The 20,247-nt window shown below is 67.3% G+C and carries 22 protein-coding genes; 16 read left to right on the top strand and 6 right to left on the bottom strand.

Annotation, left to right across the window (positions count from 1 at the left end; all coding sequences use genetic code 11):
- The first annotated feature begins 49 nt into the window (after nt 1-49).
- A complete protein-coding gene (locus U5798_RS19815; protein WP_124455748.1) occupies nt 50-256 on the top strand; it encodes a DUF3185 family protein in 207 nt (68 codons plus the stop codon).
- Between the two features lie 158 nt (nt 257-414).
- On the opposite strand, the gene U5798_RS19810 is transcribed toward U5798_RS19815, so the two are convergent.
- On the bottom strand, nt 415-1,188 hold the full coding sequence (locus U5798_RS19810) for a phytanoyl-CoA dioxygenase family protein (protein WP_124455749.1): 774 nt from the start codon (nt 1,186-1,188) through the stop codon (nt 415-417).
- Nucleotides 1,189-1,540: 352 nt separating this feature from the next.
- Between U5798_RS19810 and U5798_RS19805 the strand changes: the two genes are divergently transcribed.
- A complete protein-coding gene (locus U5798_RS19805; RefSeq protein WP_124455750.1) occupies nt 1,541-1,882 on the top strand; it encodes a hypothetical protein in 342 nt (113 codons plus the stop codon).
- A gap of 108 nt (nt 1,883-1,990) precedes the next feature.
- Here U5798_RS19805 and metK read toward each other — a convergent pair whose 3' ends face one another.
- Complete coding sequence (gene metK, locus U5798_RS19800) at nt 1,991-3,178, bottom strand: methionine adenosyltransferase (RefSeq protein WP_039353866.1); 1,188 nt, start codon at nt 3,176-3,178, stop codon at nt 1,991-1,993.
- A 265-nt stretch (nt 3,179-3,443) separates the two neighbouring features.
- On the opposite strand from metK, the gene U5798_RS19795 reads away from it, so the two are divergent.
- A complete protein-coding gene (locus tag U5798_RS19795; protein ID WP_124455751.1) occupies nt 3,444-4,328 on the top strand; it encodes a lipid A biosynthesis lauroyl acyltransferase in 885 nt (294 codons plus the stop codon).
- A 30-nt stretch (nt 4,329-4,358) separates the two neighbouring features.
- Here the strand turns inward: U5798_RS19795 and U5798_RS19790 are convergent, their stop codons facing one another.
- A complete protein-coding gene (locus tag U5798_RS19790) occupies nt 4,359-4,661 on the bottom strand; it encodes a HigA family addiction module antitoxin (protein WP_322082943.1) in 303 nt (100 codons plus the stop codon).
- 346 nt (nt 4,662-5,007) lie between these two features.
- Between U5798_RS19790 and dapF the strand changes: the two genes are divergently transcribed.
- The 8 genes from dapF to hslU all read left to right on the top strand — a co-directional run bounded on the left by dapF (nt 5,008) and on the right by hslU (nt 13,195).
- Nucleotides 5,008-5,877: a diaminopimelate epimerase gene (dapF, locus tag U5798_RS19785; protein ID WP_185658248.1), complete on the top strand. Its 870-nt coding sequence runs from the start codon at nt 5,008-5,010 to the stop codon at nt 5,875-5,877.
- A 37-nt stretch (nt 5,878-5,914) separates the two neighbouring features.
- The gene (locus U5798_RS19780) at nt 5,915-6,640 is read left to right on the top strand and encodes a DUF484 family protein (protein WP_124455754.1); all 726 of its coding nucleotides are present in this window, start codon (nt 5,915-5,917) and stop codon (nt 6,638-6,640) included.
- A gap of 13 nt (nt 6,641-6,653) precedes the next feature.
- Nucleotides 6,654-7,574 carry a tyrosine recombinase XerC gene (gene xerC, locus U5798_RS19775; RefSeq protein ID WP_124455755.1) on the top strand — a complete coding sequence of 307 codons (921 nt, stop codon included), beginning with the start codon at nt 6,654-6,656 and terminating at the stop codon, nt 7,572-7,574.
- A gap of 76 nt (nt 7,575-7,650) precedes the next feature.
- The gene (locus tag U5798_RS19770; RefSeq protein WP_322082942.1) at nt 7,651-8,865 is read left to right on the top strand and encodes a class I SAM-dependent rRNA methyltransferase; all 1,215 of its coding nucleotides are present in this window, start codon (nt 7,651-7,653) and stop codon (nt 8,863-8,865) included.
- Nucleotides 8,866-9,065: 200 nt separating this feature from the next.
- Nucleotides 9,066-10,148 (top strand): GTP-binding protein, encoded by a 1,083-nt coding sequence (locus tag U5798_RS19765; protein ID WP_322082941.1) that lies wholly within the window; start codon nt 9,066-9,068, stop codon nt 10,146-10,148.
- Nucleotides 10,149-10,645: 497 nt separating this feature from the next.
- Nucleotides 10,646-11,062, top strand: a complete 417-nt coding sequence (gene dksA / locus U5798_RS19760) for an RNA polymerase-binding protein DksA (protein ID WP_006477498.1) — start codon at nt 10,646-10,648, stop codon at nt 11,060-11,062.
- Between the two features lie 243 nt (nt 11,063-11,305).
- Complete coding sequence (gene hslV / locus U5798_RS19755) at nt 11,306-11,842, top strand: ATP-dependent protease subunit HslV (protein ID WP_006477497.1); 537 nt, start codon at nt 11,306-11,308, stop codon at nt 11,840-11,842.
- Between the two features lie 9 nt (nt 11,843-11,851).
- On the top strand, nt 11,852-13,195 hold the full coding sequence (gene hslU, locus U5798_RS19750) for an ATP-dependent protease ATPase subunit HslU (RefSeq protein WP_309288327.1): 1,344 nt from the start codon (nt 11,852-11,854) through the stop codon (nt 13,193-13,195).
- Between the two features lie 70 nt (nt 13,196-13,265).
- On the opposite strand, the gene U5798_RS19745 is transcribed toward hslU, so the two are convergent.
- The 3 genes from U5798_RS19745 to U5798_RS19735 form a co-directional block, all read right to left on the bottom strand.
- Nucleotides 13,266-13,808, bottom strand: a complete 543-nt coding sequence (locus tag U5798_RS19745; RefSeq protein WP_021156278.1) for a response regulator transcription factor — start codon at nt 13,806-13,808, stop codon at nt 13,266-13,268.
- 13 nt (nt 13,809-13,821) lie between these two features.
- Nucleotides 13,822-15,261, bottom strand: coding sequence for an ATP-binding protein (locus tag U5798_RS19740; RefSeq protein WP_322082940.1), 1,440 nt, complete (start codon nt 15,259-15,261; stop codon nt 13,822-13,824).
- Nucleotides 15,262-15,330: 69 nt separating this feature from the next.
- Nucleotides 15,331-15,555, bottom strand: coding sequence for a cysteine-rich CWC family protein (locus tag U5798_RS19735; RefSeq protein ID WP_322082939.1), 225 nt, complete (start codon nt 15,553-15,555; stop codon nt 15,331-15,333).
- A gap of 294 nt (nt 15,556-15,849) precedes the next feature.
- On the opposite strand from U5798_RS19735, the gene argB reads away from it, so the two are divergent.
- From argB to metW, 5 genes are all read left to right on the top strand, one after another.
- Entirely contained in the window at nt 15,850-16,749 is a 900-nt protein-coding gene (gene argB / locus U5798_RS19730) for an acetylglutamate kinase (protein ID WP_124499915.1), read from the top strand.
- Nucleotides 16,746-17,537 carry a pyrimidine 5'-nucleotidase gene (locus U5798_RS19725; RefSeq protein WP_322082938.1) on the top strand — a complete coding sequence of 264 codons (792 nt, stop codon included), beginning with the start codon at nt 16,746-16,748 and terminating at the stop codon, nt 17,535-17,537. The genes argB and U5798_RS19725 overlap by 4 nt, the downstream gene beginning before the upstream one ends.
- Complete coding sequence (slmA, locus tag U5798_RS19720) at nt 17,504-18,169, top strand: nucleoid occlusion factor SlmA (protein ID WP_124455761.1); 666 nt, start codon at nt 17,504-17,506, stop codon at nt 18,167-18,169. The genes U5798_RS19725 and slmA overlap by 34 nt, the downstream gene beginning before the upstream one ends.
- Nucleotides 18,170-18,439: 270 nt before the next feature.
- On the top strand, nt 18,440-19,585 hold the full coding sequence (metX, locus tag U5798_RS19715) for a homoserine O-succinyltransferase MetX (protein WP_322082937.1): 1,146 nt from the start codon (nt 18,440-18,442) through the stop codon (nt 19,583-19,585).
- Nucleotides 19,582-20,190, top strand: coding sequence for a methionine biosynthesis protein MetW (metW, locus tag U5798_RS19710; protein ID WP_006755281.1), 609 nt, complete (start codon nt 19,582-19,584; stop codon nt 20,188-20,190). The genes metX and metW overlap by 4 nt, the downstream gene beginning before the upstream one ends.
- Nucleotides 20,191-20,247: the final 57 nt, after the last annotated feature.

Below are 20,247 nucleotides of genomic sequence, written 5' to 3'. Positions count from 1 at the left end.
TCGTCGCCTACACTGCGGCGTCTCGAATCACCGTTTCAGCGAGGTTGGTATGTCCCGGGTCATCTCGGTTGCACTGCTCGTCGGCGGCGTCCTGCTGCTGTACTTCGGCGGCCAGTCGTTCCATTCGATCAACGACAACGTGTCGCGCTTCTTCACCGGTTCGCCCGCGACGAAGACGATCCTGCTGATCGTCGGCGGCGCCGTCGCATCGTTCATCGGCCTGATCGGCCTCGCGATGCCGGGCGGCAAGCGCTGACGCGCGCCGTCGCGCGGCGCACGCACGGCCCGCGTCACCCGTCACGCACGCGCGACGCATCAAACGAAACGGGCGGCCAGGCCGCCCGTTGCTTCATTCGCCGGCGATGCGCCGCATCGCCTGGGCATCGCGGTGTCATCGCGCCGCCCGATTCGCACCTAGAACTGCACTTCCGGCTTCGACGCCGAACGCGTGCCGGGCACCGGCCGGTTGCTCGCGCCGTGGTACGTGTACACGAGCGAGAATTTCACCTGGTCGGAACGGTTCTGCCCGGCCGAATGCAGCGTATTGCTGTGGAAGAACACGACGTCGCCGGTCTGCAGCGACGGGCACGTGGCCGCGTCGATCATCCTGCGGTTCTCCGGCAGGTCGCTGCGGAAGAACTTCGCGTCGTCGAACGCTTCCGGCCCGAATTCGGCCGTGTGCGAACCCGGCACCAGCCACAGCGCGCCGTTCTCGTTCGTTTCCGGCCCCAGCGCGAGCCACACCGACACCATGTCCGGGCGCGCGAACGACCAGTAGCGGAAATCGCGATGCCAGCCCGTCAGGCTGCCGTACGCCGGGTGTTTCGTCATCATGCAGTTGTGATGCGCGCGCGACAGCACGGGCTCTTCACCGAAATATTCGCGCATCCACGCGCCGATTTCAGGTGCGACCGCGCGCTCGGCGAACGCCGGATCGCGCGAGTACGCATCGAGCAGCCGCCGCACCGTGTGCCCGCCCGGCGCATGCTTCGATTCCGGCGCGCCCGGGTAGCGCAGGTCGGCCTCGAATTCGATCGGCTCGGCGGCCTCACGCAACTGGCGCTCCGCGATCTGCCTGAGCGTCGCGCACTGCTCTTCGCTGACGAGGCCACGCGCGACGACGAAGCCGCGCTCGCGCAATTCCGCGACTTGCGCGCGGATCGATTCCAACTGCAATGGAGACGACATGGGATGCCAGACGTTTATTGTGTGAATGTGACGATTGTAAATCGGCGCCGGATGCCGCGAACAGCACCATTGCCGTACGCAGGGGCATGCCAATCGCGGATTTGATCCGGCTCAAGGGAACTGTTCGCCGCGGCACCTGCCTCACCGACAGGCGGTATGCGGCACGCGCCTTGTGGCACAAGGGTTTATCGCGACTTTTGCCCGTCATGAATCCCCTGTAGCCTGTCGCGGCCTGTCAATTCTGGCGGGCGCGGCGCGCAGCGAGTTTCGGTAAGATCCGTTGCGCCATCCGAGGCCGTTCATACCAGTGCGCTCCCAAGGGCGCCATCCATACAAGCGAAGCATCGTTCACATGCCATTCCGTCTGACTTCCCGTCTCAGCCGCGCTGCGAAGCGCGTCGTGCCGCCCGCTCCTGCCCGCTCGCTGCGCCATCACCGCGCCCGCACGCAGGCGCTGGCCGAGCGCGCGCCCGCACACAGCCGGCTGGACGGCATCCGTGCGTGGTTCCACGCATTTTTCTCGATGATGAGCACGCAGGCGTTCGCCCGCCGTGCCGGCCTGCGCTCGCTGCTGCAGAAGCCGTCGTCGCTGCGCGCGCTTGCGCTGCGCCGTGCGCTCGGCCCGCAGCGCCGCGTCAACCGCCCGCGCCGGCTGGCGGCCAGCAACGGCTGGTTCGGGTTCGGCGCACGCTGAACCCGCACCGGCGGGCACGGCCCGCGACGATCGCCGCCGTTGCGCCGCGATCGGAACCCATAAAAAAACCCCGGCAAGCCGGGGTTTTTCTTTGCGGGCGAACGACGCTTACGCGACGCGTGCCGTCGGCTCGACGCCAGCCGCTTCGGCCAGTGCGAGCGCCTTGTCGGTCGCTTCCCACGAGAATTCCGGCTCTTCACGGCCGAAGTGGCCGTAGGCAGCGGTCTTCTCGTAGATCGGACGCAGCAGGTCGAGCATCTTGATGATGCCCTTCGGACGCAGGTCGAAATGCTCGCGCACGAGCTTCGTGATCACCGCATCCGACACGCGGCCCGTGCCGAACGTGTTGACCATCACCGAGGTCGGCTCGGCGACGCCGATCGCGTACGACACCTGGATCAGCGCGCGCGACGCGAGGCCGGCGGCGACGATGTTCTTCGCGACGTAGCGGCCTGCATACGCAGCCGAACGGTCGACCTTCGACGGATCCTTGCCCGAGAACGCGCCGCCGCCGTGCGGTGCGGCACCGCCGTACGTGTCGACGATGATCTTGCGGCCGGTCAGGCCGCAATCGCCCTGCGGGCCGCCGATCACGAACCGGCCGGTCGGGTTCACGAGGAACTTGATGTCGCCCTTGATCAGGTCGGCCGGCAGCGTCGGCTTGATGATTTCCTCGATCACGGCTTCGCGCAGCGCTGGCAGTTCGATGTCCGGTGCGTGCTGCGTGGACAGCACGACGGTGTCGATCGAATCGGGCTTGCCGTCGACGTAGCGGACGGTGACCTGCGACTTCGCGTCCGGGCGCAGCCATTGCAGGCGGCCGTCGCGGCGCAGGCTGGCCTGACGTTCGACGAGGCGGTGCGACAGGTAGATCGGCAGCGGCATCAGTTCCGGCGTTTCGTCGCACGCATAGCCGAACATCAGGCCCTGGTCGCCCGCACCTTGGTCGAGGTTGTCGTCGTGTGCACGATCGACGCCCTGTGCGATGTCCGGCGACTGCTTGTCGTACGCGACGAGCACCGCGCAACCCTTGTAGTCGATGCCGTAGTCGGTGTTGTCGTAGCCGATGCGCTTGATGGTGTCGCGCGCGATCTGGATGTAATCGATGTTGGCCGTCGTGGTGATTTCACCGGCCAGAACGACGAGACCCGTGTTGCACAGCGTTTCAGCCGCAACGCGGGAATATTTGTCCTGCTCGAGGATGGCGTCGAGAATCGCGTCCGAGATTTGGTCCGCGACTTTGTCCGGATGGCCTTCGGAGACGGATTCGGACGTGAAGAAATAATCGTTTGCCACTTTTTCAGGCTCCTGTGTGGTTACGGGTGGTTTCACGTAGCCAGCTTCGTTGGGCCTGAAGCGGCGACGCTTTAGCGGATTACCAGGACCGGGCAGTGCGTGTGGCACCAGCCGGCTTCGCCCCGCAAGTTGTCAGTTAACTCGGCGAAGACCGTATTATAGCGGCTTTCCTGAATTGTCACAGAGCGCCGCCCGTGCTGCCTTTTCCGCCGTCTTACCACCCTGTTCGCAACGTGCCGGCCAGCCTGCCCTACGGAGATTCCGCATGCTAGGCCGCCTCGGCACGCACCTCGCCATCGGCTTGCTGAAGCTGCTCGCGCTGCTGCCGTACGGTCTGACCGCACGGTTCGGCGATGGCCTCGGCTGGCTGCTGTATCAGATCCCCAGCCGGCGAAAGCGCATCGTACATACGAATCTGAAACTCTGCTTCCCCGACTGGAGCGACGAGCGGCGCGAGGAAGTGGCGGGCAAGCATTTCCGCCATGCGATCCGCAGCTACGTCGAGCGCAGCTACCAGTGGTTCGCGTCGGAAGCGGCCTACCGCAAGCTGTTTACGATCGAGAGCGAGATCGACCTCACCGATCCGGACATGCCGCCGACCCTCTTGCTCGGGTTCCATTTCGTCGGCATCGAGGCCGGTTCGATGGCGATCAACCTCGCACTCGACCGTCCGTGCGGCTCGCTCTACACGCCGATGAAGAGCCCGGAAATCGAAGCCGCGGCCAAGGCCGGCCGCAGCCGCTTCGGCGCGGAACTCGCGAGCCGGGCCGACAGCGCGCGAACCGTGCTGCGCTGGCTGCGCGACCGCAAGCCGGTGATGCTCGGCGCCGACATGGACTACGGGCTGCGCAACTCGACGTTCGTGCCCTTCTTCGGCGTGCCGGCCTGCACGCTGACGGCCGTCGGCCGGTTCGCAAAGACGGGCCACGCGCAGGTCGTGCCGTTCATCGGCGAGGTGCTGCCGAACTACAAGGGCTACCGTCTGAAGGTATTCAAGCCGTGGGATAACTACCCGACCGGCGACGACGATCTCGACGCACGGCGGATGAACGCGTTCCTCGAGGAACAGATCCCGCTGATGCCCGAGCAGTACTACTGGGTCCACAAGCGCTTCAAGACGCGCCCGCCCGGCGAGCCGAGCCTGTACTGACCCTGCCGCGTGGCATGCGCAGGCACGCCGTCAAGTGCGCGCCTGCGCTCTCGCCACCTTGGGTGCGCCCTTTGCGCGCGCCCGCCACAGATCGTGGGCCGACTGCTGCGCGAGCCACAGATCGGCCCTTCCCCCGCTTTCGTCGCCGAGCCACGCTTCGAGGCGCAGCGCCATTTCCGGCGAGATGCCGGCATGGCCGTGCAGGATCCGCGACAGCGCGGCACGTGTCACGCCGAGCTGCGACGCGGCCTCGGTGACGGTCAGGCCGAGCGCCGGCAGCACGTCGTCGCGCAGCGTTTCGCCCGGGTGGGGCGGATTGAAGATGCGGGTCATGGCTTGAATCATTTCAGTAGCAGTGAGCGCGAAACCGGTGGCATCGGCCGCGTATAGCCGCACTATACGGATTCCCGGATCGAGACTTCAATTTGACGGGTACGAAATGCACGCCGCGTGCATTCCGCTTCTCCGTTGCCTCGGCGCCGCCACGCCGCGCCCCGCCGATCTGCCCCCTCTCATTCGCGCGCCCAGCGGACACCCCGCCCCGCCCGCGCAGGACGCCCCAGTCGGCTGCATGTATCATTTGCGGTTGAGATCTGCACGACGAACGAAGCCGCCCGGCATGGCCGCCGGCCGTTCGCACCGTGCCGACCGCCTTGTTCGCCATGGAATTCCGGACCCAGTGAAACTCTCGTTCACCAAGATGCACGGCGCGGGCAACGACTTCGTCGTGCTCGACGGCTATTCGCGCGCGTTGCCGCCGCTCACCGAAGCGCAGGTGCGCGCACTCGCCAACCGTCACTTCGGCATCGGCGCCGACCAGTTGCTGCTCGTCGAGAAACCGACCGTCGACGGTGCGGATTTCAAGTACCGGATCTTCAATTGCGACGGCGGCGAGGTCGAACACTGCGGCAACGGCGCGCGCTGCTTCGTGAAGTTCGTCAGCGACCGCGGCCTGACCGACAAGCGCAGCGTGCGCGTGCAGGTCATGAAGGGCCTGATCACGCTGACGCTGCAGGACAACGGTGAAGTCGTCGTCGACATGGGCGCGCCCGTGTTCGCGCCGGCGCAGGTGCCGTTCGACGCGTCGGGCCTCGACGGCCGCCACGAAGGCCGCGACACGCTGTGGCCGCTCGACGCCGGCGGCGCGACGCGCTGGATCTCGACGGTGTCGATGGGCAACCCGCATGCGGTGCAGGTCGTCGACGATGTCGAGGCGTACCCGGTGCTGGAAGAAGGCCCGCTGATCGAGCGCCACGCGCGCTTCCCGCAGCGCGTGAACGCCGGCTTCATGCAGATCGTGTCGCGCAACGAAGTGAAGCTGCGCGTGTACGAACGCGGCGCGGGCGAGACGCTCGCGTGCGGCACCGGCGCGTGCGCGGCGGTCGCGGCCGGCATCCGGCGCGGCCTGCTCGATTCGCCCGTGACCGTGCACACCCACGGCGGCACGCTGACGATCGGCTGGGACGGCGCGCGCGACGAAGCCGCCGCGCTGATGATGGCCGGCCCCGCCGCGACCGTGTTCGAAGGCGAGATCGACCTGAACGCCTGACCCTGCAACGTCCTTGATAACTGAACGCGCCAGCCACATGAACGATCGCGAAGTCGCCGACTACCTGCTCGCCAATCCCGAATTCTTCGCACAGCACGCCGAACTGCTCGCGACGATCCGTCTCGCGAATCCGCACGGCAAGGCCGCGATCTCGCTGCAGGAGCGGCAGATGGAGATGCTGCGCGACAAGAACAAGCATCTCGAGCGCCGGCTCGCCGAGCTCGTGCGCTACGGCCACGAGAACGACAGCCTGTCCGCGAAGTTCAGCCGCTGGACCGCACGCGTGATCGCGGAGCGCGATCCCTACGCGCTGCCGCGCACGATCGCCGACGGCATCGCCGACGTGTTCGACGTGCCGCAGACGGCGCTGCGCGTGTGGGATGTCGCCGACACCTACGCGCAGGCCGACTTCGCGCGCCAGGTCGGCGAGGAAGTGCGACTGTTCACGAACGGGCTGTCGACGCCGTACTGCGGCGCGAACACGGGCTTCGAAGCCGCGCAATGGCTCGCGCCCGCGCTCGCCGCGCCGGCCGCGAATGCGGCGGAAGGCGCCGAAGCCGCACCGGCCGGCGACGGCTCGGCCACGTCGGTCGCGCTGCTCGCGCTGCGCACGCCGCTCGGCGGCACCGATGCGCCCGCGTTCGGCCTGCTCGTGCTCGGCTCGCCCGATCCGCGCCGCTTCCACGACGGGATGGCCACCGACTTCCTCGCGCAGATCGCGACGCTCGCGAGCGCCGCGCTCACGCGCCTGCTGCCGCACTGATCCGCCGCACGCGATGACCGACGATCCGATCGCCGCCTACCTGTCGAACCTGAAACACGTCAGGCAGCTGTCGGAACACACGCTGCGCGCGTACACGCACGAACTCGACGAGCTGAAGAAGCTCGCGTCCGGCCGGCCGCTAGAGGCATTGACGGCCGCCGACATGCGCGGCGCGGTCGCGCGCGCGCATGCGGGCGGGCTGTCCGCGCGGTCGATCTCGCACCGTCTGTCGGCATGGCGCGCGTTCTACCGCTGGCTCGCGCAGCGCATCGAGATGCCCGCGAACCCGGTGGCCGCGGTGCGCGCGCCGAAACGCCCGAAGACCTTGCCGAAGGCGCTGTCGGTCGACGACGCGTCCGCGCTGATGGACGCGCCGCTCGCCGGCACGACCGAAGGCATCCGCGATCATGCGATCCTCGAGCTGTTCTATTCGTCGGGGCTGCGCCTCGCCGAGCTGATCGGGCTCGACGTGATGTACACGCAGGCCGACGGCTACCGTTCGACCGGCTGGCTCGATCTCGCCGAAGCCGAAGTCACCGTGCGCGGCAAGGGCAACAAGGAACGCAAGGTGCCGGTCGGCCGCAAGGCGATCGACGCGCTGAACGCGTGGCTCGCGGTGCGCGGCGAATTCGTGAAGCACGACCCGCATCCGCTGTTCGTATCGGTGCGCGGCAACCGGATGTCGCCGGGCGTCGTGCGCGAGCGCGTGAAGCGCGCGGCGCTCACCGCGGGCATCCCCGCCAACGTCCATCCGCACGTGCTGCGCCACTCGTTCGCGACGCACGTGCTGCAGTCGAGCGGCGACCTGCGCGCGGTGCAGGAACTGCTCGGCCACGCGAGCGTCGCCGCGACGCAGGTCTATACGTCGCTCGACTTCCAGCATCTCGCGAAGATTTACGACAGCGCGCATCCGCGTGCGAAGAAGCGCGACTGACGCACTTCCCGTGTTACCCGCCGCGCCCGGCGACCGATCGCGGTCGGCTTCCGTCGCGGCTCATTTCGATCTCATCATGCAAACCGTCACCCTCAAGCCGTCCAAGGAAAAATCGCTGCTGCGCCGCCATCCGTGGGTCTACGCGAATGCGATCGACCGCGTCGACGGCAAGCCCGCGCCCGGCGCGACCGTGCTCGTGCGTGCGCACGACGGCCGCTTCCTCGCGCGCGGCGCGTACAGCCCGCAGTCGCAGATCCGCGTGCGCGTGTGGAGCTTCGACGAGCACGAGCCGATCGACCACGCGTTCTTCAAGCGCCGCGTGCAGCGCGCGGTCGCGCACCGCACGACGATGGTGTCGGGCACGGGCGCGGTGCGGCTCGTGTTCGGCGAAGCCGACGGGCTGCCGGGCCTGATCGTCGACTACTACGTCGCGGACACCGCCGAAGCCGGCGCGGCGCCGCGCGGCCAGCTCGTCTGCCAGTTCATGGCCGCGGGCGTCGAAGCGTGGAAGGACGCGATCGTCGCGGCGCTCTCCGGCGCGACGGGCTGCCCGAACGTGTACGAGCGCTCGGACGTGTCGATCCGCGACAAGGAAGGGCTCGAACAGACGACCGGCGTGCTGGCCGGCGACGCGCCGCCCGCGACGCTGATCTCGAACGAAAACGGCGTGCGCTATCACGTCGACGTGCCGAACGGCCACAAGACGGGCTTCTACGTCGACCAGCGCGACAACCGCGCGCTGGTCGCGCAGTACGCGGCCGACCGCGACGTGCTGAACTGCTTCTGCTACACGGGCGGCTTCTCGCTCGCGGCGCTCAAGGGCGGCGCGAAACGCGTCGTGTCGATCGACTCGTCGGGCGATGCGCTCGCGCTCGCGCAGCAGAACGTCGTCGCCAACGGCTTCGACGCCGAACGCGCGACCTGGCTCGACGCCGATGCGTTCAAGACGCTGCGCCGCCTCGTCGACGAAGGCGAGCGTTTCGACCTGATCGTGCTCGATCCGCCGAAGTTCGCGCCGACCCGCGACAGCGTCGACCGGGCGGCGCGCGCGTACAAGGACATCAACCTGAGCGGCTTCAAGCTGCTGCGCCCGGGCGGCCTGCTGTTCACGTACTCGTGCTCGGGTGCGATCGACATGGACCTGTTCCAGAAGATCGTCGCGGGCGCGGCCGCCGACGCGAAGGTCGACGCGCGCATCCTGAAACGGCTCGGCGCGGGCGTCGATCACCCGCTGCTCGCCGCGTTCCCGGAAGGCGAATATCTGAAGGGCCTGCTGTTGCAAATCGTCTGATCGCCCCGATCTACGCGCGTAACCGTCCGCCGGCCGCGGCCTGGCGCCCGGCGGATCAGCGCTTTCGCCTGTCGTTCGGACGACGGGCGAGGGCTTGACAGGTATGTTTCAATGGATGGTTGTGCGCCCCGGCTGGCAACGCCCCGGGCGCGACGCACATCCTGGTTTTGACCCCGATTCACGAACCACAGGCGACCGACATGGCCACTCCCGTCACCATCCTTACCGGCTTTCTCGGCAGCGGCAAGACGACGCTGCTCAAGCGCATCCTGAACGAACAGCACGGCATGAAGATCGCCGTGATCGAGAACGAGTTCGGCGAAGAGAACATCGACAACGAAATCCTCGTGCAGGATTCGAACGAGCAGATCATCCAGATGAGCAACGGCTGCATCTGCTGCACGATCCGCGGCGATCTCGCCCGCGCGCTCGGCGATCTCGCCGCGAAGAAGCGCGAAGGCAAGCTCGACTTCGACCGCATCGTGATCGAGACGACCGGCCTCGCGAACCCGGGCCCCGTCGCGCAAACTTTCTTCATCGACAGCGAAATCGCCGACGACTTCCTGCTCGACGCGGTCATCACGCTGGTCGACGCGAAGCACGCGAATGCGCAGCTCGACGAACACGAAGTCGTGCAGCGCCAGGTCGGTTTCGCCGACCGCCTGTTCATCACGAAGTCGGACCTCGTCGACGACCAGACCGTCGCCGGCCTCAAGCACCGCCTGATGCACATGAACCCGAAGGCCGCGATCAAGGTCGTGAACTTCGGTGAAGCCGACATCAAGGAAATCTTCGACCTGCGCGGCTTCAACCTGAACGCGAAGCTCGAGATCGACCCCGACTTCCTCGCCGAAGACGACCACGCGCACGACCACCATGATCACGATCACGACCATGATCACGCCGGTTGCGACCACGATCACGGCCAATGCGCGCACGATCACGACCACGGCCACCACCACAATCACCACCACGCGCACCACGACGACAAGATCAAGTCGTTCGTGTACCGCAACGACCGCCCGTTCGACCCGAACAAGCTGGAAGACTTCCTCGGCGGCATCCTGCAGATCTACGGCGAGCGGATGCTGCGCTACAAGGGCGTGCTGTACATGAAGGGCGTCGACCGCAAGGTCGTGTTCCAGGGCGTGCACCAGATGATGGGCAGCGACCTCGCCGCGAAGTGGCTGCCGGTCGAGAAGAAGACCAACAAGATGGTGTTCATCGGCGTCGACCTGCCGCAGGACCTGATCACCGACGGCCTCGACGCCTGCCTCGCCTGACGCGCGCGGGCACCGGCCGCGCACCGCGTCGCCCGGCCGCCTTTCCCGGCGGCCGAGGCGCCCGCGCGGCGCCGTTTTCGGGCAGGGTTTCGCCGTCATCGCTTTTTCGCGATTTGCGCGTTATATTTTCTAGATATTGGCGCAACCGACGGGGATCGACCCGATACGGCGCCCGCTTGCGATTCAGTTACAATACGTGCCCGCTGGAGTACGGCAACAAACAGGCCCGGTTCTTGCTGAACCAGTTTTCCGGGCATCGCAACCGCGCCGGATCGCCAATCCGCCTCCCGGCCGCGGCCGATGCGATGTGCCGCGCAGCACACCGGTTCGCAGCGCGCGCAACTCCGCGCCAGGCCTATCCTGGTATTTGAGAACCGGTTTTCCAGAGGCTTTCGGCCCCGCGGCGGCAAATCGCAAATGAATGCAAACGCGGTTGCGGGTAATCCCAAAGTGCAGGCAATATCTCTCGATTTGCCGCACATTGAAGAAGCAAGCAGATGACGAAGAAACTCTTGACCGAAGCCGAAATCCTGAAGATGAGCGACAAGGATTACATGAATGAGGATCAGCTCGCCTTCTTCAAAAATCGGCTCGAACAGTTGCAGGCGGACATCCTCAAGAATGCAGGCCAGACGACCGAGAACCTGCGCGAGACGGTGATCGTGCCCGATCCCGCCGATCGCGCGACGATCGAGGAAGAGCACGCGCTCGAACTGCGTACGCGCGATCGCGAACGCAAGCTCCTCAAGAAGGTTCAGCAGTCGCTCGCCCGCATCGATTCCGGCGATTACGGCTGGTGCGAGGAAACCGGCGAGCCGATCGGCATTCCGCGGCTGCTCGCCCGTCCGACCGCCACGCTGTCGCTCGAGGCGCAGGAGCGCCGCGAGTTGCGCCAGAAGCTGTTCGGCGACTGATCGAGCGGCGTTCCGCTCAGACACGCTGCTTCCCGAAAGCGCGCGGCCTGCCGCGCGCTTTTTGTTTTTCCGGCACCGGCTCCCGGTTGGCCGGTTTTCCGATTTGCCTCCCGCCTCTTGATATCCCCGCGCCCGCCCTAAAATGAAACGGACGCGCGCCGGGCCGCTCCCCGGCGCACTGCGGATTCACGCGGCGGCGCCTCGCGCCGCCCGACTCTTCCCCGTTTTTCTCAAGGAACGCAGATGGAGCAATTTCACGGCACGACCATCGTTTCGGTCCGGCGCGGCGACAAGGTCGCGCTCGGCGGCGACGGCCAGGTAACCCTCGGCAACATCGTCATGAAGGGTGGCGCGCGGAAAGTGCGGCGGATCTACAACAACCAGGTTCTGGTCGGATTCGCGGGCGGCACCGCCGATGCGTTCTCGCTGCTCGACCGCTTCGAGGCGAAGCTCGAGAAGCACCAGGGCAACCTGACCCGTGCGGCCGTCGAGCTCGCGAAGGACTGGCGCACCGACCGGATGCTGCGCCGCCTCGAGGCGATGCTGATCACGGCCGATGCCACCACCACGCTCGTGATCACCGGCAACGGCGACGTGCTCGACCCCGAAGGCGGCATCTGCGCGATCGGCTCCGGCGGCGCGTACGCGCAGGCCGCGGCCCGCGCGCTCGTCGAGAACACCGAGCTGTCGCCGCGCGAGATCGTCGAGAAGTCGCTCGGGATCGCCGGTGACATGTGCATCTACACGAACCACAACCGCATCATCGAAACGATCGAGTAAGGACACCCCATGAGCACCATGACCCCTGCCGAGATCGTCTCGGAACTCGACAAGCACATCATCGGCCAGGCGAAGGCGAAGAAGGCCGTCGCCGTCGCGCTGCGCAACCGCTGGCGCCGCCAGCAGGTCGCCGACCCGCTGCGCCAGGAAATCACGCCGAAGAACATCCTGATGATCGGGCCGACGGGCGTCGGCAAGACCGAAATCGCGCGCCGCCTCGCGAAGCTCGCCGATGCGCCGTTCATCAAGATCGAGGCGACCAAGTTCACCGAAGTCGGCTACGTTGGCCGCGACGTCGACAGCATCGTGCGCGACCTGATCGAGATCTCGGTCAAGCAGACTCGCGAAACCGAGATGCGCAAGGTGCGCAGCAAGGCAACCGACCAGGCGGAAGACCGCATCCTCGACATCCTGCTGCCGCAGCCGCGCGCGGTGGGCTTCGGCGGCAATGCCGAGCACGCGAACGACGACAACAACGCGACGCGCCAGACCTTCCGCAAGCGCCTGCGCGAAGGCCAGCTCGACGACAAGGAAGTCGAGCTCGACCTCGAGCAGCCGTCGGCCGGCATGGACATCATGGCGCCGCCGGGGATGGAAGAGATGACCGAGCAGATCCGCTCGATGTTCTCGAACCTCGGCAGCGGCAAGAAGCAGCGCCGCAAGGTGAAGATCAAGGAAGCGCTGAAGCTGCTGACCGACGAGGAAGCGGCGAAGATGCTGAACGAAGAGGAAGTGAAGACGAAGGCCGTGCAGAACGTCGAGCAGAACGGCATCGTGTTCCTCGACGAGATCGACAAGATCACGTCGCGCAACAACGAAGGCAGCGGCGGCGAAGTGTCGCGCCAGGGCGTGCAGCGCGACCTGCTGCCGCTCGTCGAAGGCACGACGGTCAACACGAAGTACGGGATGGTGAAGACCGATCACATCCTGTTCATCGCGAGCGGCGCGTTCCACCTCGCGAAGCCGAGCGACCTGATTCCCGAACTGCAGGGCCGCTTCCCGATCCGCGTCGAGCTCGACTCGCTGTCGGTGAACGATTTCGAAGCGATCCTCGTCGCGACCGACGCGAGCCTCGTCAAGCAGTACCAGGCGCTGCTCGCGACCGAAGACGTGCAGCTCGAATTCGCCGACGACGGCATCCGCCGGCTTGCGGAGATCGCGTTCGCGGTCAACGAGAAGACCGAGAACATCGGCGCGCGCCGGCTGTACACGGTGATCGAGAAGCTGCTCGAGGAAGTGTCGTTCTCGGCCGGCAACCACGCCGGCGAGCGCGTGACGATCGACGCGAAGTATGTCGACCGCGCACTCGGCGAAGTGTCGCAGGACGAAGACCTGTCGCGCTACGTGCTGTAACGCGCACGGCGCGGGATGCGAGACGGGCGGCCCCTTCAGCGGGGGCCGCCCGTTTTCGCTGGTGCGCCGCTTACTGCCGCACCGGCTTCTTCGCGAGCTTGCGCTGCAGCGTGCGGCGGTGCATGTTCAACGCGCGCGCGGTCGCCGAGATGTTGTTGTTGTTCTCGGCCAGCACGCGCTGGATGTGCTCCCATTCGAGCCGGTCGACCGACAGCACGACCGGGTTCTCGAGCGCCTCGTCGGCCTGCACTTCGGTCGCGTTGGTCTGCAGCGCGGCCAGGATCGACTCGACGTTCGCGGGCTTCGCGAGATAGTTGTCGGCGCCTTCCTTCACGGCCTGCACGGCCGTCGCGATGCTCGCGTAGCCGGTCAGCACCAGGATCCGCGCGTCGGGCTGCAGGTCGCACAGCGGCGCGATCAGGCTCAGCCCCGAATCCTCGCCGAGATGCAGGTCGACGGTGATGAACTGGAACTTGCCGCCGGCGGCGAGCCGCAGCGCCGCCTCCTTGTCGTGCGCCTGCTGGACCGCGTAACCGCGGCGCTCGAGGCCGCGCGCGAGCGTGCCCGCGAACACCTCGTTGTCGTCGATCACCAGGAAATTGTTCTCGCTCATGTGGTTTCTCCGTCTACGTGTTGGTTGAGGCGGCCGGCGCCGCGACGCGCACGACCGGCAGGCGCAGCACGGCCCGCGTGCCGCGCGTGCCGCGCGCGGCGGTCGCAGCGGCCGGGCGGCTGTCCGGCGAGCCGGCCGGCCGGTCGGCCGCACGTTCACCCGTGCGCTGGCCCGCGCGCGGTCCCGATACGGCAGCGGCGTGGCCATTCGCCGCACCGCCGGCCCGCCCGTTGCCGCCCGCCGCACGCGGCACGACATCGGACAGTTCGATCTCGCCGCCGAGCCGCGCGGCCGCACTGAACGCGAGATACAGGCCGACGCCGTGCCCGCCCTGCGTGCTGTCGACCGGCATCGCGCCGAGCGATTCGCGCAGCGAGGCCGGAATGCCGGGCCCGTCGTCGCATACCTCGAATTCGATCTCGTCGGCCGTGCCGCCATGCGCGACCTTCGCGGCCAGCGTCACGCGCTGCGGGCTCGCGCGCGCGGCGTTGTCGAGCAGGATCGTCAGGATCTGACCGGCCGCGACCGTATCGTCGAGCGCGACACCGGCCGGACGCGCGCCGAGCAGCTCGAACTGCACGTGCGGATGCCGCAGGCGCCAGTGCTCGACGAACGTGTCGAGCCAGTCGTCCACCGGCTGGCGGCTCGCCGGCGCGCTCGCGCGGCTGCGCAGGCGCGCGAGCGCCGACGTGCAGAGCGTCATCTGCTCTTCGAGCACCTTCAGATCGGCCTCGTAGCGCGCGAGCCCCGGATCGGCGCGCGCCGCGTCGCGCAGCTCTTCGGCGAGCATCGCGATCGTCGACAGCGGCGTGCCCATCTCGTGCGCGACGGTGGCGGCCTGCACGCCGAGCGCGACGGCGCGCTCGTCGCGCAGCAGATGCTGCTGCGCCTCGCCGAGCGCCGAATCGCGCTGGCGCAGTGCATTCGACATGCGCGCGACGAACCACGCGATCAGTCCGACGCTCACCATGAAGTTCGCCCACATGCCGGTACGGTAGTAGTCGAACAGGTTCGCCGGATTGTCCATGTTGAGCGGCACCGAATCGAAGCCGAGCGCCGCGTAGCACGCGACCGCGAACGCCGCGAGCCAGATCATCAGGTGCCACGGCAGCACGGCCGCCGCGATCGCGAGCGACGGCAGGTACAGCGACACGAACGGGTTGGTCGTGCCGCCCGACAGGAACAGCAGCGCCGACAGCGCGCCGAGGTCGACCCACAGCTGGCCGAGCAGCTCGAAATTGGTCTCGGGCCGCGCGCGCAGCACGCGCACCCAGGTCAGCGCGTTGAAAACGATTTCGAGCGCGATGACCATCAGCATCGCCGGCAGCGGCAGATGCACGCCGAAATAGGTCTGCACGACGCCGATCGTCACGAGCTGGCCGATGATCGCGAGATTGCGAAGCCAGAACAAGTGACTGAGGTTGACGCGCCCGGTGGTGGTAATTCGTTGCATCCGAGCAGTTTACCCGTTTAGCGGGCGGCGCCTATAGCGGGGCCGGATCGGCGCGCTGAGCCAATGCAGTCAGCCCGTCGCGCCGGCCATCCGCTGCGCGATCTCGTCGGCGAGGCACTCGGGGCAGCGGCAGCGAACGCCGGCCGCCGGCTGGGCGCCGCCGGGCAGCGCCGGCATCGACGCGCACCAGCAGTCGAACGGCTGCGTCTGCGCGCCGCAGTCGAAGCCGCGCCCGCAGTGCGGGCAGCGCGCGCGGCGCGGGGCGGAACGGGCGTCGGCGGCGGGATCGGTCATGGCGCAATCGCGGAAACGGGCGGGAAGTCGCCCCACGCGACAAGCATAGCGCGGCGAACGGATTTTGCACGCCGGCCGCCCGGCCGAGGTCCATCGCAAACGCACGCGCGCCGACCCGCCGGCGACACCCGCGCGCCGCCGCCGGAATCGCGCCGCGCCATAGCCGGCGGGCCGCCGCGCGCGGTGCCGGGTTCGTGCCGCCGGTGTTCCGGGCCGCCCAAAAACCCGATGCTGCGCTGCGCCACTCCTGTACAATTCGCCGTGTTTCAACCGTTCCCAGCCAGAGCCGCCGCCATGTCCGAGCCCATCGACCTCTCGCAGATCGCCCCCACGCTGAAAGCAGAAATCCTCGCCGAGGCGCTGCCGTACATCCGCCGTTACCACGGCAAGACCGTGGTCATCAAATACGGCGGCAACGCGATGACGGAAGAGCGGCTCAAGCAAGGCTTCGCGCGCGACGTGATCCTGCTGAAACTGGTCGGCATCAACCCGGTGATCGTCCACGGCGGCGGTCCGCAGATCGATCACGCGCTGAAGAAGATCGGCAAGGCCGGCACCTTCATCCAGGGCATGCGCGTCACCGACGAAGAGACGATGGAAGTCGTCGAGTGGGTGCTGGGCGGCGAAGTGCAGCAGGACATCGTGATGCTGATCAACCACTTCGGCGGCCACGCGGTGGGCCTGACGGGCAAGGACGGCGGCCTGATCCACGCACGCAAGCTGCTGATGCCGGATCGCGACAACCCGGGCCAGTACATCGACATCGGCCAGGTCGGCGAAGTCGAGGCGATCAACCCGGCGGTCGTGAAGGCGCTGCAGGACGACGCATTCATCCCGGTGATCTCGCCGATCGGCTTCGGCGAGGACGGCCTCTCGTACAACATCAACGCGGATCTGGTCGCGGGCAAGCTCGCCACGGTGCTGAACGCCGAGAAGCTGCTGATGATGACCAACATCCCCGGCGTGATGGACAAGGACGGCAACCTGCTGACCGACCTGTCCGCGCGCGAGATCGATGCGCTGTTCGAGGACGGCACGATCTCGGGCGGCATGCTGCCGAAGATCGCGTCGGCGCTCGACGCGGCGAAGAGCGGCGTGAAGTCGGTGCACATCGTCGACGGCCGCATCGAGCACTCGGTGCTGCTGGAAATCCTGACCGAGCAGCCGTTCGGCACGATGATCCGCTCGCATTGAGCGCGCACCGCCCTCCCTCCTCTCCCGATCTGCCGGCGTCACTGCGACGCCGGCGCATTTCCCGCAGCCGGCCGCGCGCCGGCGCGCCCGTCTGGCTGTTCGATCTCGACAACACGCTGCACCACGCGTCGCATGCGATCTTTCCCGAGATCAACCGTGCGATGACGCAATACATCATCGACACGCTGCAGGTCGAGCGTGCCGAAGCCGACCGCCTGCGCATCGGCTACACCGAGCGCTACGGCGCCGCGCTCCTCGGCCTCACGCGCCACCATCCGATCGACCCGCACGACTTCCTGCGCGTGGTCCACACGTTTTCCGACCTGCCCGCGATGGTGCGCGCGGAGCGCGGCCTCGCGCGCATCGTCGCCGCGCTGCCGGGCCGCAAGCTGATCCTGACCAACGCGCCGGAGAATTACGCGCGCGCGGTGCTGCGCGAGCTGCGCATCGAGCGGCTGTTCGAGCGCGTGATCGCGATCGAGCACATGCGCGACCGCCGTGCGTGGCGCGCGAAGCCCGATCACACGATGCTGCGCCGGACGCTGCGGGCCGCGCATGCGCGGCCCGCCGACGCGATCCTCGTCGAGGATACGCGCGGCCACCTGAAGCGCTACAAGCGTCTCGGCATCGGCACGGTATGGATCACCGGCCACCTGCCGGGCCATCTGCCGGTTACCGGGCGTCCTCACTATGTCGACCAGCGCATTCGTTCGTTAAAATCGCTGCGACTGGGCACACGATCGGGGCGACAAAAATGCAGCCGACTTACCCGCAGGACCAAGCCGTAACGGAAAGCCAGGCCACACCCTCCCGCCCGCGCCCAAAGCCGGGTGAGCGCCGCGTCATGATCCTGCAGACGCTCGCGGCGATGCTCGAGGCACCGAAACCCGAGAAAATCACGACGGCCGCGCTCGCGGCCCGGCTCGAGGTTTCGGAAGCCGCGCTGTACCGGCACTTCACCAGCAAGGCGAAGATGTACGAAGGGCTGATCGAGTTCATCGAGCAGGCGCTGTTCGGGCTCGTCAACCAGATCGTCGCGAAAGAGCCGAACGGCGTGCTGCAGGCGCGCACGATCGCGCTGACGATGCTCAATTTCGCCGCGAAGAACCCGGGGATGACGCGCGTGCTGACCGGCGAGGCGCTGGTCGGCGAGGACGAGCGGCTGACCGAGCGCGTGAACCAGTTGCTCGACCGCATCGAGTCGACCGTCAAGCAATGCCTGCGCGTCGCGCGCACCGAGGCGAATGCGCCGCAGGACGGCGCGACGCCGTTCGTGCTGCCGGCCGACTACGATCCCGCCGCCCGCGCGAGCCTGCTCGTCAGCTACGTGATCGGCCGCTGGCACCGCTTCGCGAAGGGCGGATTCCAGAAGCCGCCGAGCGAGCAGGCCGATGCGCACCTGCGGCTGATCCTGCAGTGATGCGACGCTGGCGGCACGCCACGCCATGCCCGCCGGAATCCGCGTCCCGCAATTTCCGCTATACTTTGCCGACTTGCCGCCCCTCGGGTGGCAGGTCGGAAGCGCGCCGATTTGCTGACTCGATTGCGGGCGCGCGAACCGGCCGGGGCGTAGAAGTTGTCCGTGTCCCGGCGGTTCACTACAAATGCGGCTAAAGAGGTCGTCAGCCGCGCATCTCCGACTCCGCGCTTCGCCGACACCATTTAGCTGCCCAGTCATAAGGCGGAACGAATGGAATCGATCGGCATCGTCGCTCCACAGACCATGCACTTCGCCGAACCGCTGCGCTTGCAAAGCGGCAGCGTGCTCGGCAACTATCAGCTCGTCGTCGAGACGTACGGCGAACTCAACGCCGCGCGCTCGAACGCGGTGCTCGTCTGCCACGCGCTCAACGCGTCGCACCACGTCGCCGGCGTCTACGCGGACGATCCGCGCAGCACCGGCTGGTGGGACAACATGGTCGGCCCGGGCAAGCCGCTCGACACCAACCGCTTCTTCGTGATCGGCGTGAACAACCTCGGCTCGTGTTTCGGCTCGACCGGCCCGATGAGCATCGATCCGTCGACCGGCAAGCCGTACGGCGCAAGCTTTCCGGTGGTGACCGTCGAGGACTGGGTGCATGCGCAGGCGCGCGTGGCCGACGCGTTCGGCATCGAGCGCTTCGCCGCGGTGATGGGCGGCAGCCTCGGCGGCATGCAGGCGCTCGCGTGGAGCCTGATGTATCCGGAGCGCGTCGCGCACTGCATCGACATCGCGTCGACGCCGAAGCTGTCCGCGCAGAACATCGCGTTCAACGAGGTCGCGCGCTCGGCGATCCTGTCCGATCCCGACTTCCACGGCGGCGACTACTACGCGCACGGCGTGAAGCCGAAGCGCGGCCTGCGTGTCGCGCGGATGATCGGTCACATCACGTACCTGTCCGACGACGACATGGCCGAGAAATTCGGCCGTGCGCTGCGGCGCGCCGACGGCGCGCTCGACGCGTACAACTTCAGCTTTGACGTCGAGTTCGAGGTCGAGTCGTACCTGCGCTACCAGGGCGACAAGTTCGCCGACTACTTCGACGCGAACACGTACCTGCTGATCACGCGCGCGCTCGACTACTTCGATCCGGCGAAGGCGTTCGACGGCAACCTGACGGCCGCGCTCGCGCACACGCAGGCGAAGTACCTGATCGCAAGCTTCTCGACCGACTGGCGCTTCGCGCCCGCACGCTCGCGCGAAATCGTGAAGGCGCTGCTCGACAACAAGCGCACGGTCAGCTACGCGGAAATCGACGCACCGCACGGTCACGACGCATTCCTGCTCGACGACGCGCGCTATCACAACCTGCTCCGCGCGTATTACGAACGAATCGCCAACGAGGTGAGCGCATGAACCAGCAAGCGCTGAATTCCCTGTCCGCACGCGCGGACTTCCGCACGATTGCGCGCTGGGTCGAACCGCGCTCGACGGTGCTCGACCTCGGCTGCGGCGACGGCTCGCTGCTCGCGCTGCTGATGGAAGAACTGGATGTGACCGGCTACGGAATCGAGCTGAACGACGCGGGCGTGCTCGCGAGCGCGAAGAACGGCATCAACGTGATCCAGCAGAACCTGGAAGACGGCCTGCGTCTGTTCGAGGACCACAGCTTCGACATCGCGATCCTGTCGCAGACTTTGCAGACGATTCACCAGACGGCCGCGATCCTGCGCGAAACCGCGCGGGTCGGGCGCGAATGCATCGTGTCGTTCCCGAATTTCGGTTACTGGCCGCACCGGCTGTCGGTGCTCAACGGCCGGATGCCGGTGTCGAAGTCGCTGCCTTATCAGTGGCACAACACGCCGAACGTCCGGGTGCTGACGATCGAGGATTTCGAGGCGCTCGCGCCCGAAGTCGGCGTGACGATCCTCGACCGCGTCGTGCTGCACGAAGGCCAGCCGATTCGATGGGGAGCGAACTGGCGTGGTAGTCTTGCTGTCTATCGCGTCAAGCGCAGCTGAGCCGGGGGGCCGTTGACGGACGCCGACGGTCCGCACGCACGTGCGGCCGCGCTCCTG

Origin of the sequence: Burkholderia sp. BCC1972 (genome assembly GCF_905339605.1) — a bacterium.
Classification (GTDB): domain Bacteria; phylum Pseudomonadota; class Gammaproteobacteria; order Burkholderiales; family Burkholderiaceae; genus Burkholderia.
Note: the sequence above shows the minus strand (reverse complement) of the source record. Positions and strands in the feature narration are given on the sequence as shown.

Bases quoted from the DNA above. Each gene is read 5' to 3' on its own strand.
- U5798_RS19815 (WP_124455748.1), top strand. From the start codon at position 50: ATGTCCCGGGTCATCTCGGTTGCACTGCTCGTCGGCGGCGTCCTGCTG.
- U5798_RS19810 (WP_124455749.1), bottom strand. From the start codon at position 1,188: ATGTCGTCTCCATTGCAGTTGGAATCGATCCGCGCGCAAGTCGCGGAA.
- U5798_RS19805 (WP_124455750.1), top strand. From the start codon at position 1,541: ATGCCATTCCGTCTGACTTCCCGTCTCAGCCGCGCTGCGAAGCGCGTC.
- U5798_RS19795 (WP_124455751.1), top strand. From the start codon at position 3,444: ATGCTAGGCCGCCTCGGCACGCACCTCGCCATCGGCTTGCTGAAGCTG.
- U5798_RS19790 (WP_322082943.1), bottom strand. From the start codon at position 4,661: ATGACCCGCATCTTCAATCCGCCCCACCCGGGCGAAACGCTGCGCGAC.
- U5798_RS19780 (WP_124455754.1), top strand. From the start codon at position 5,915: ATGAACGATCGCGAAGTCGCCGACTACCTGCTCGCCAATCCCGAATTC.
- xerC (WP_124455755.1), top strand. From the start codon at position 6,654: ATGACCGACGATCCGATCGCCGCCTACCTGTCGAACCTGAAACACGTC.
- U5798_RS19770 (WP_322082942.1), top strand. From the start codon at position 7,651: ATGCAAACCGTCACCCTCAAGCCGTCCAAGGAAAAATCGCTGCTGCGC.
- U5798_RS19765 (WP_322082941.1), top strand. From the start codon at position 9,066: ATGGCCACTCCCGTCACCATCCTTACCGGCTTTCTCGGCAGCGGCAAG.
- dksA (WP_006477498.1), top strand. From the start codon at position 10,646: ATGACGAAGAAACTCTTGACCGAAGCCGAAATCCTGAAGATGAGCGAC.
- hslV (WP_006477497.1), top strand. From the start codon at position 11,306: ATGGAGCAATTTCACGGCACGACCATCGTTTCGGTCCGGCGCGGCGAC.
- hslU (WP_309288327.1), top strand. From the start codon at position 11,852: ATGAGCACCATGACCCCTGCCGAGATCGTCTCGGAACTCGACAAGCAC.
- U5798_RS19745 (WP_021156278.1), bottom strand. From the start codon at position 13,808: ATGAGCGAGAACAATTTCCTGGTGATCGACGACAACGAGGTGTTCGCG.
- U5798_RS19740 (WP_322082940.1), bottom strand. From the start codon at position 15,261: ATGCAACGAATTACCACCACCGGGCGCGTCAACCTCAGTCACTTGTTC.
- U5798_RS19735 (WP_322082939.1), bottom strand. From the start codon at position 15,555: ATGACCGATCCCGCCGCCGACGCCCGTTCCGCCCCGCGCCGCGCGCGC.
- argB (WP_124499915.1), top strand. From the start codon at position 15,850: ATGTCCGAGCCCATCGACCTCTCGCAGATCGCCCCCACGCTGAAAGCA.
- slmA (WP_124455761.1), top strand. From the start codon at position 17,504: ATGCAGCCGACTTACCCGCAGGACCAAGCCGTAACGGAAAGCCAGGCC.
- metX (WP_322082937.1), top strand. From the start codon at position 18,440: ATGGAATCGATCGGCATCGTCGCTCCACAGACCATGCACTTCGCCGAA.
- metW (WP_006755281.1), top strand. From the start codon at position 19,582: ATGAACCAGCAAGCGCTGAATTCCCTGTCCGCACGCGCGGACTTCCGC.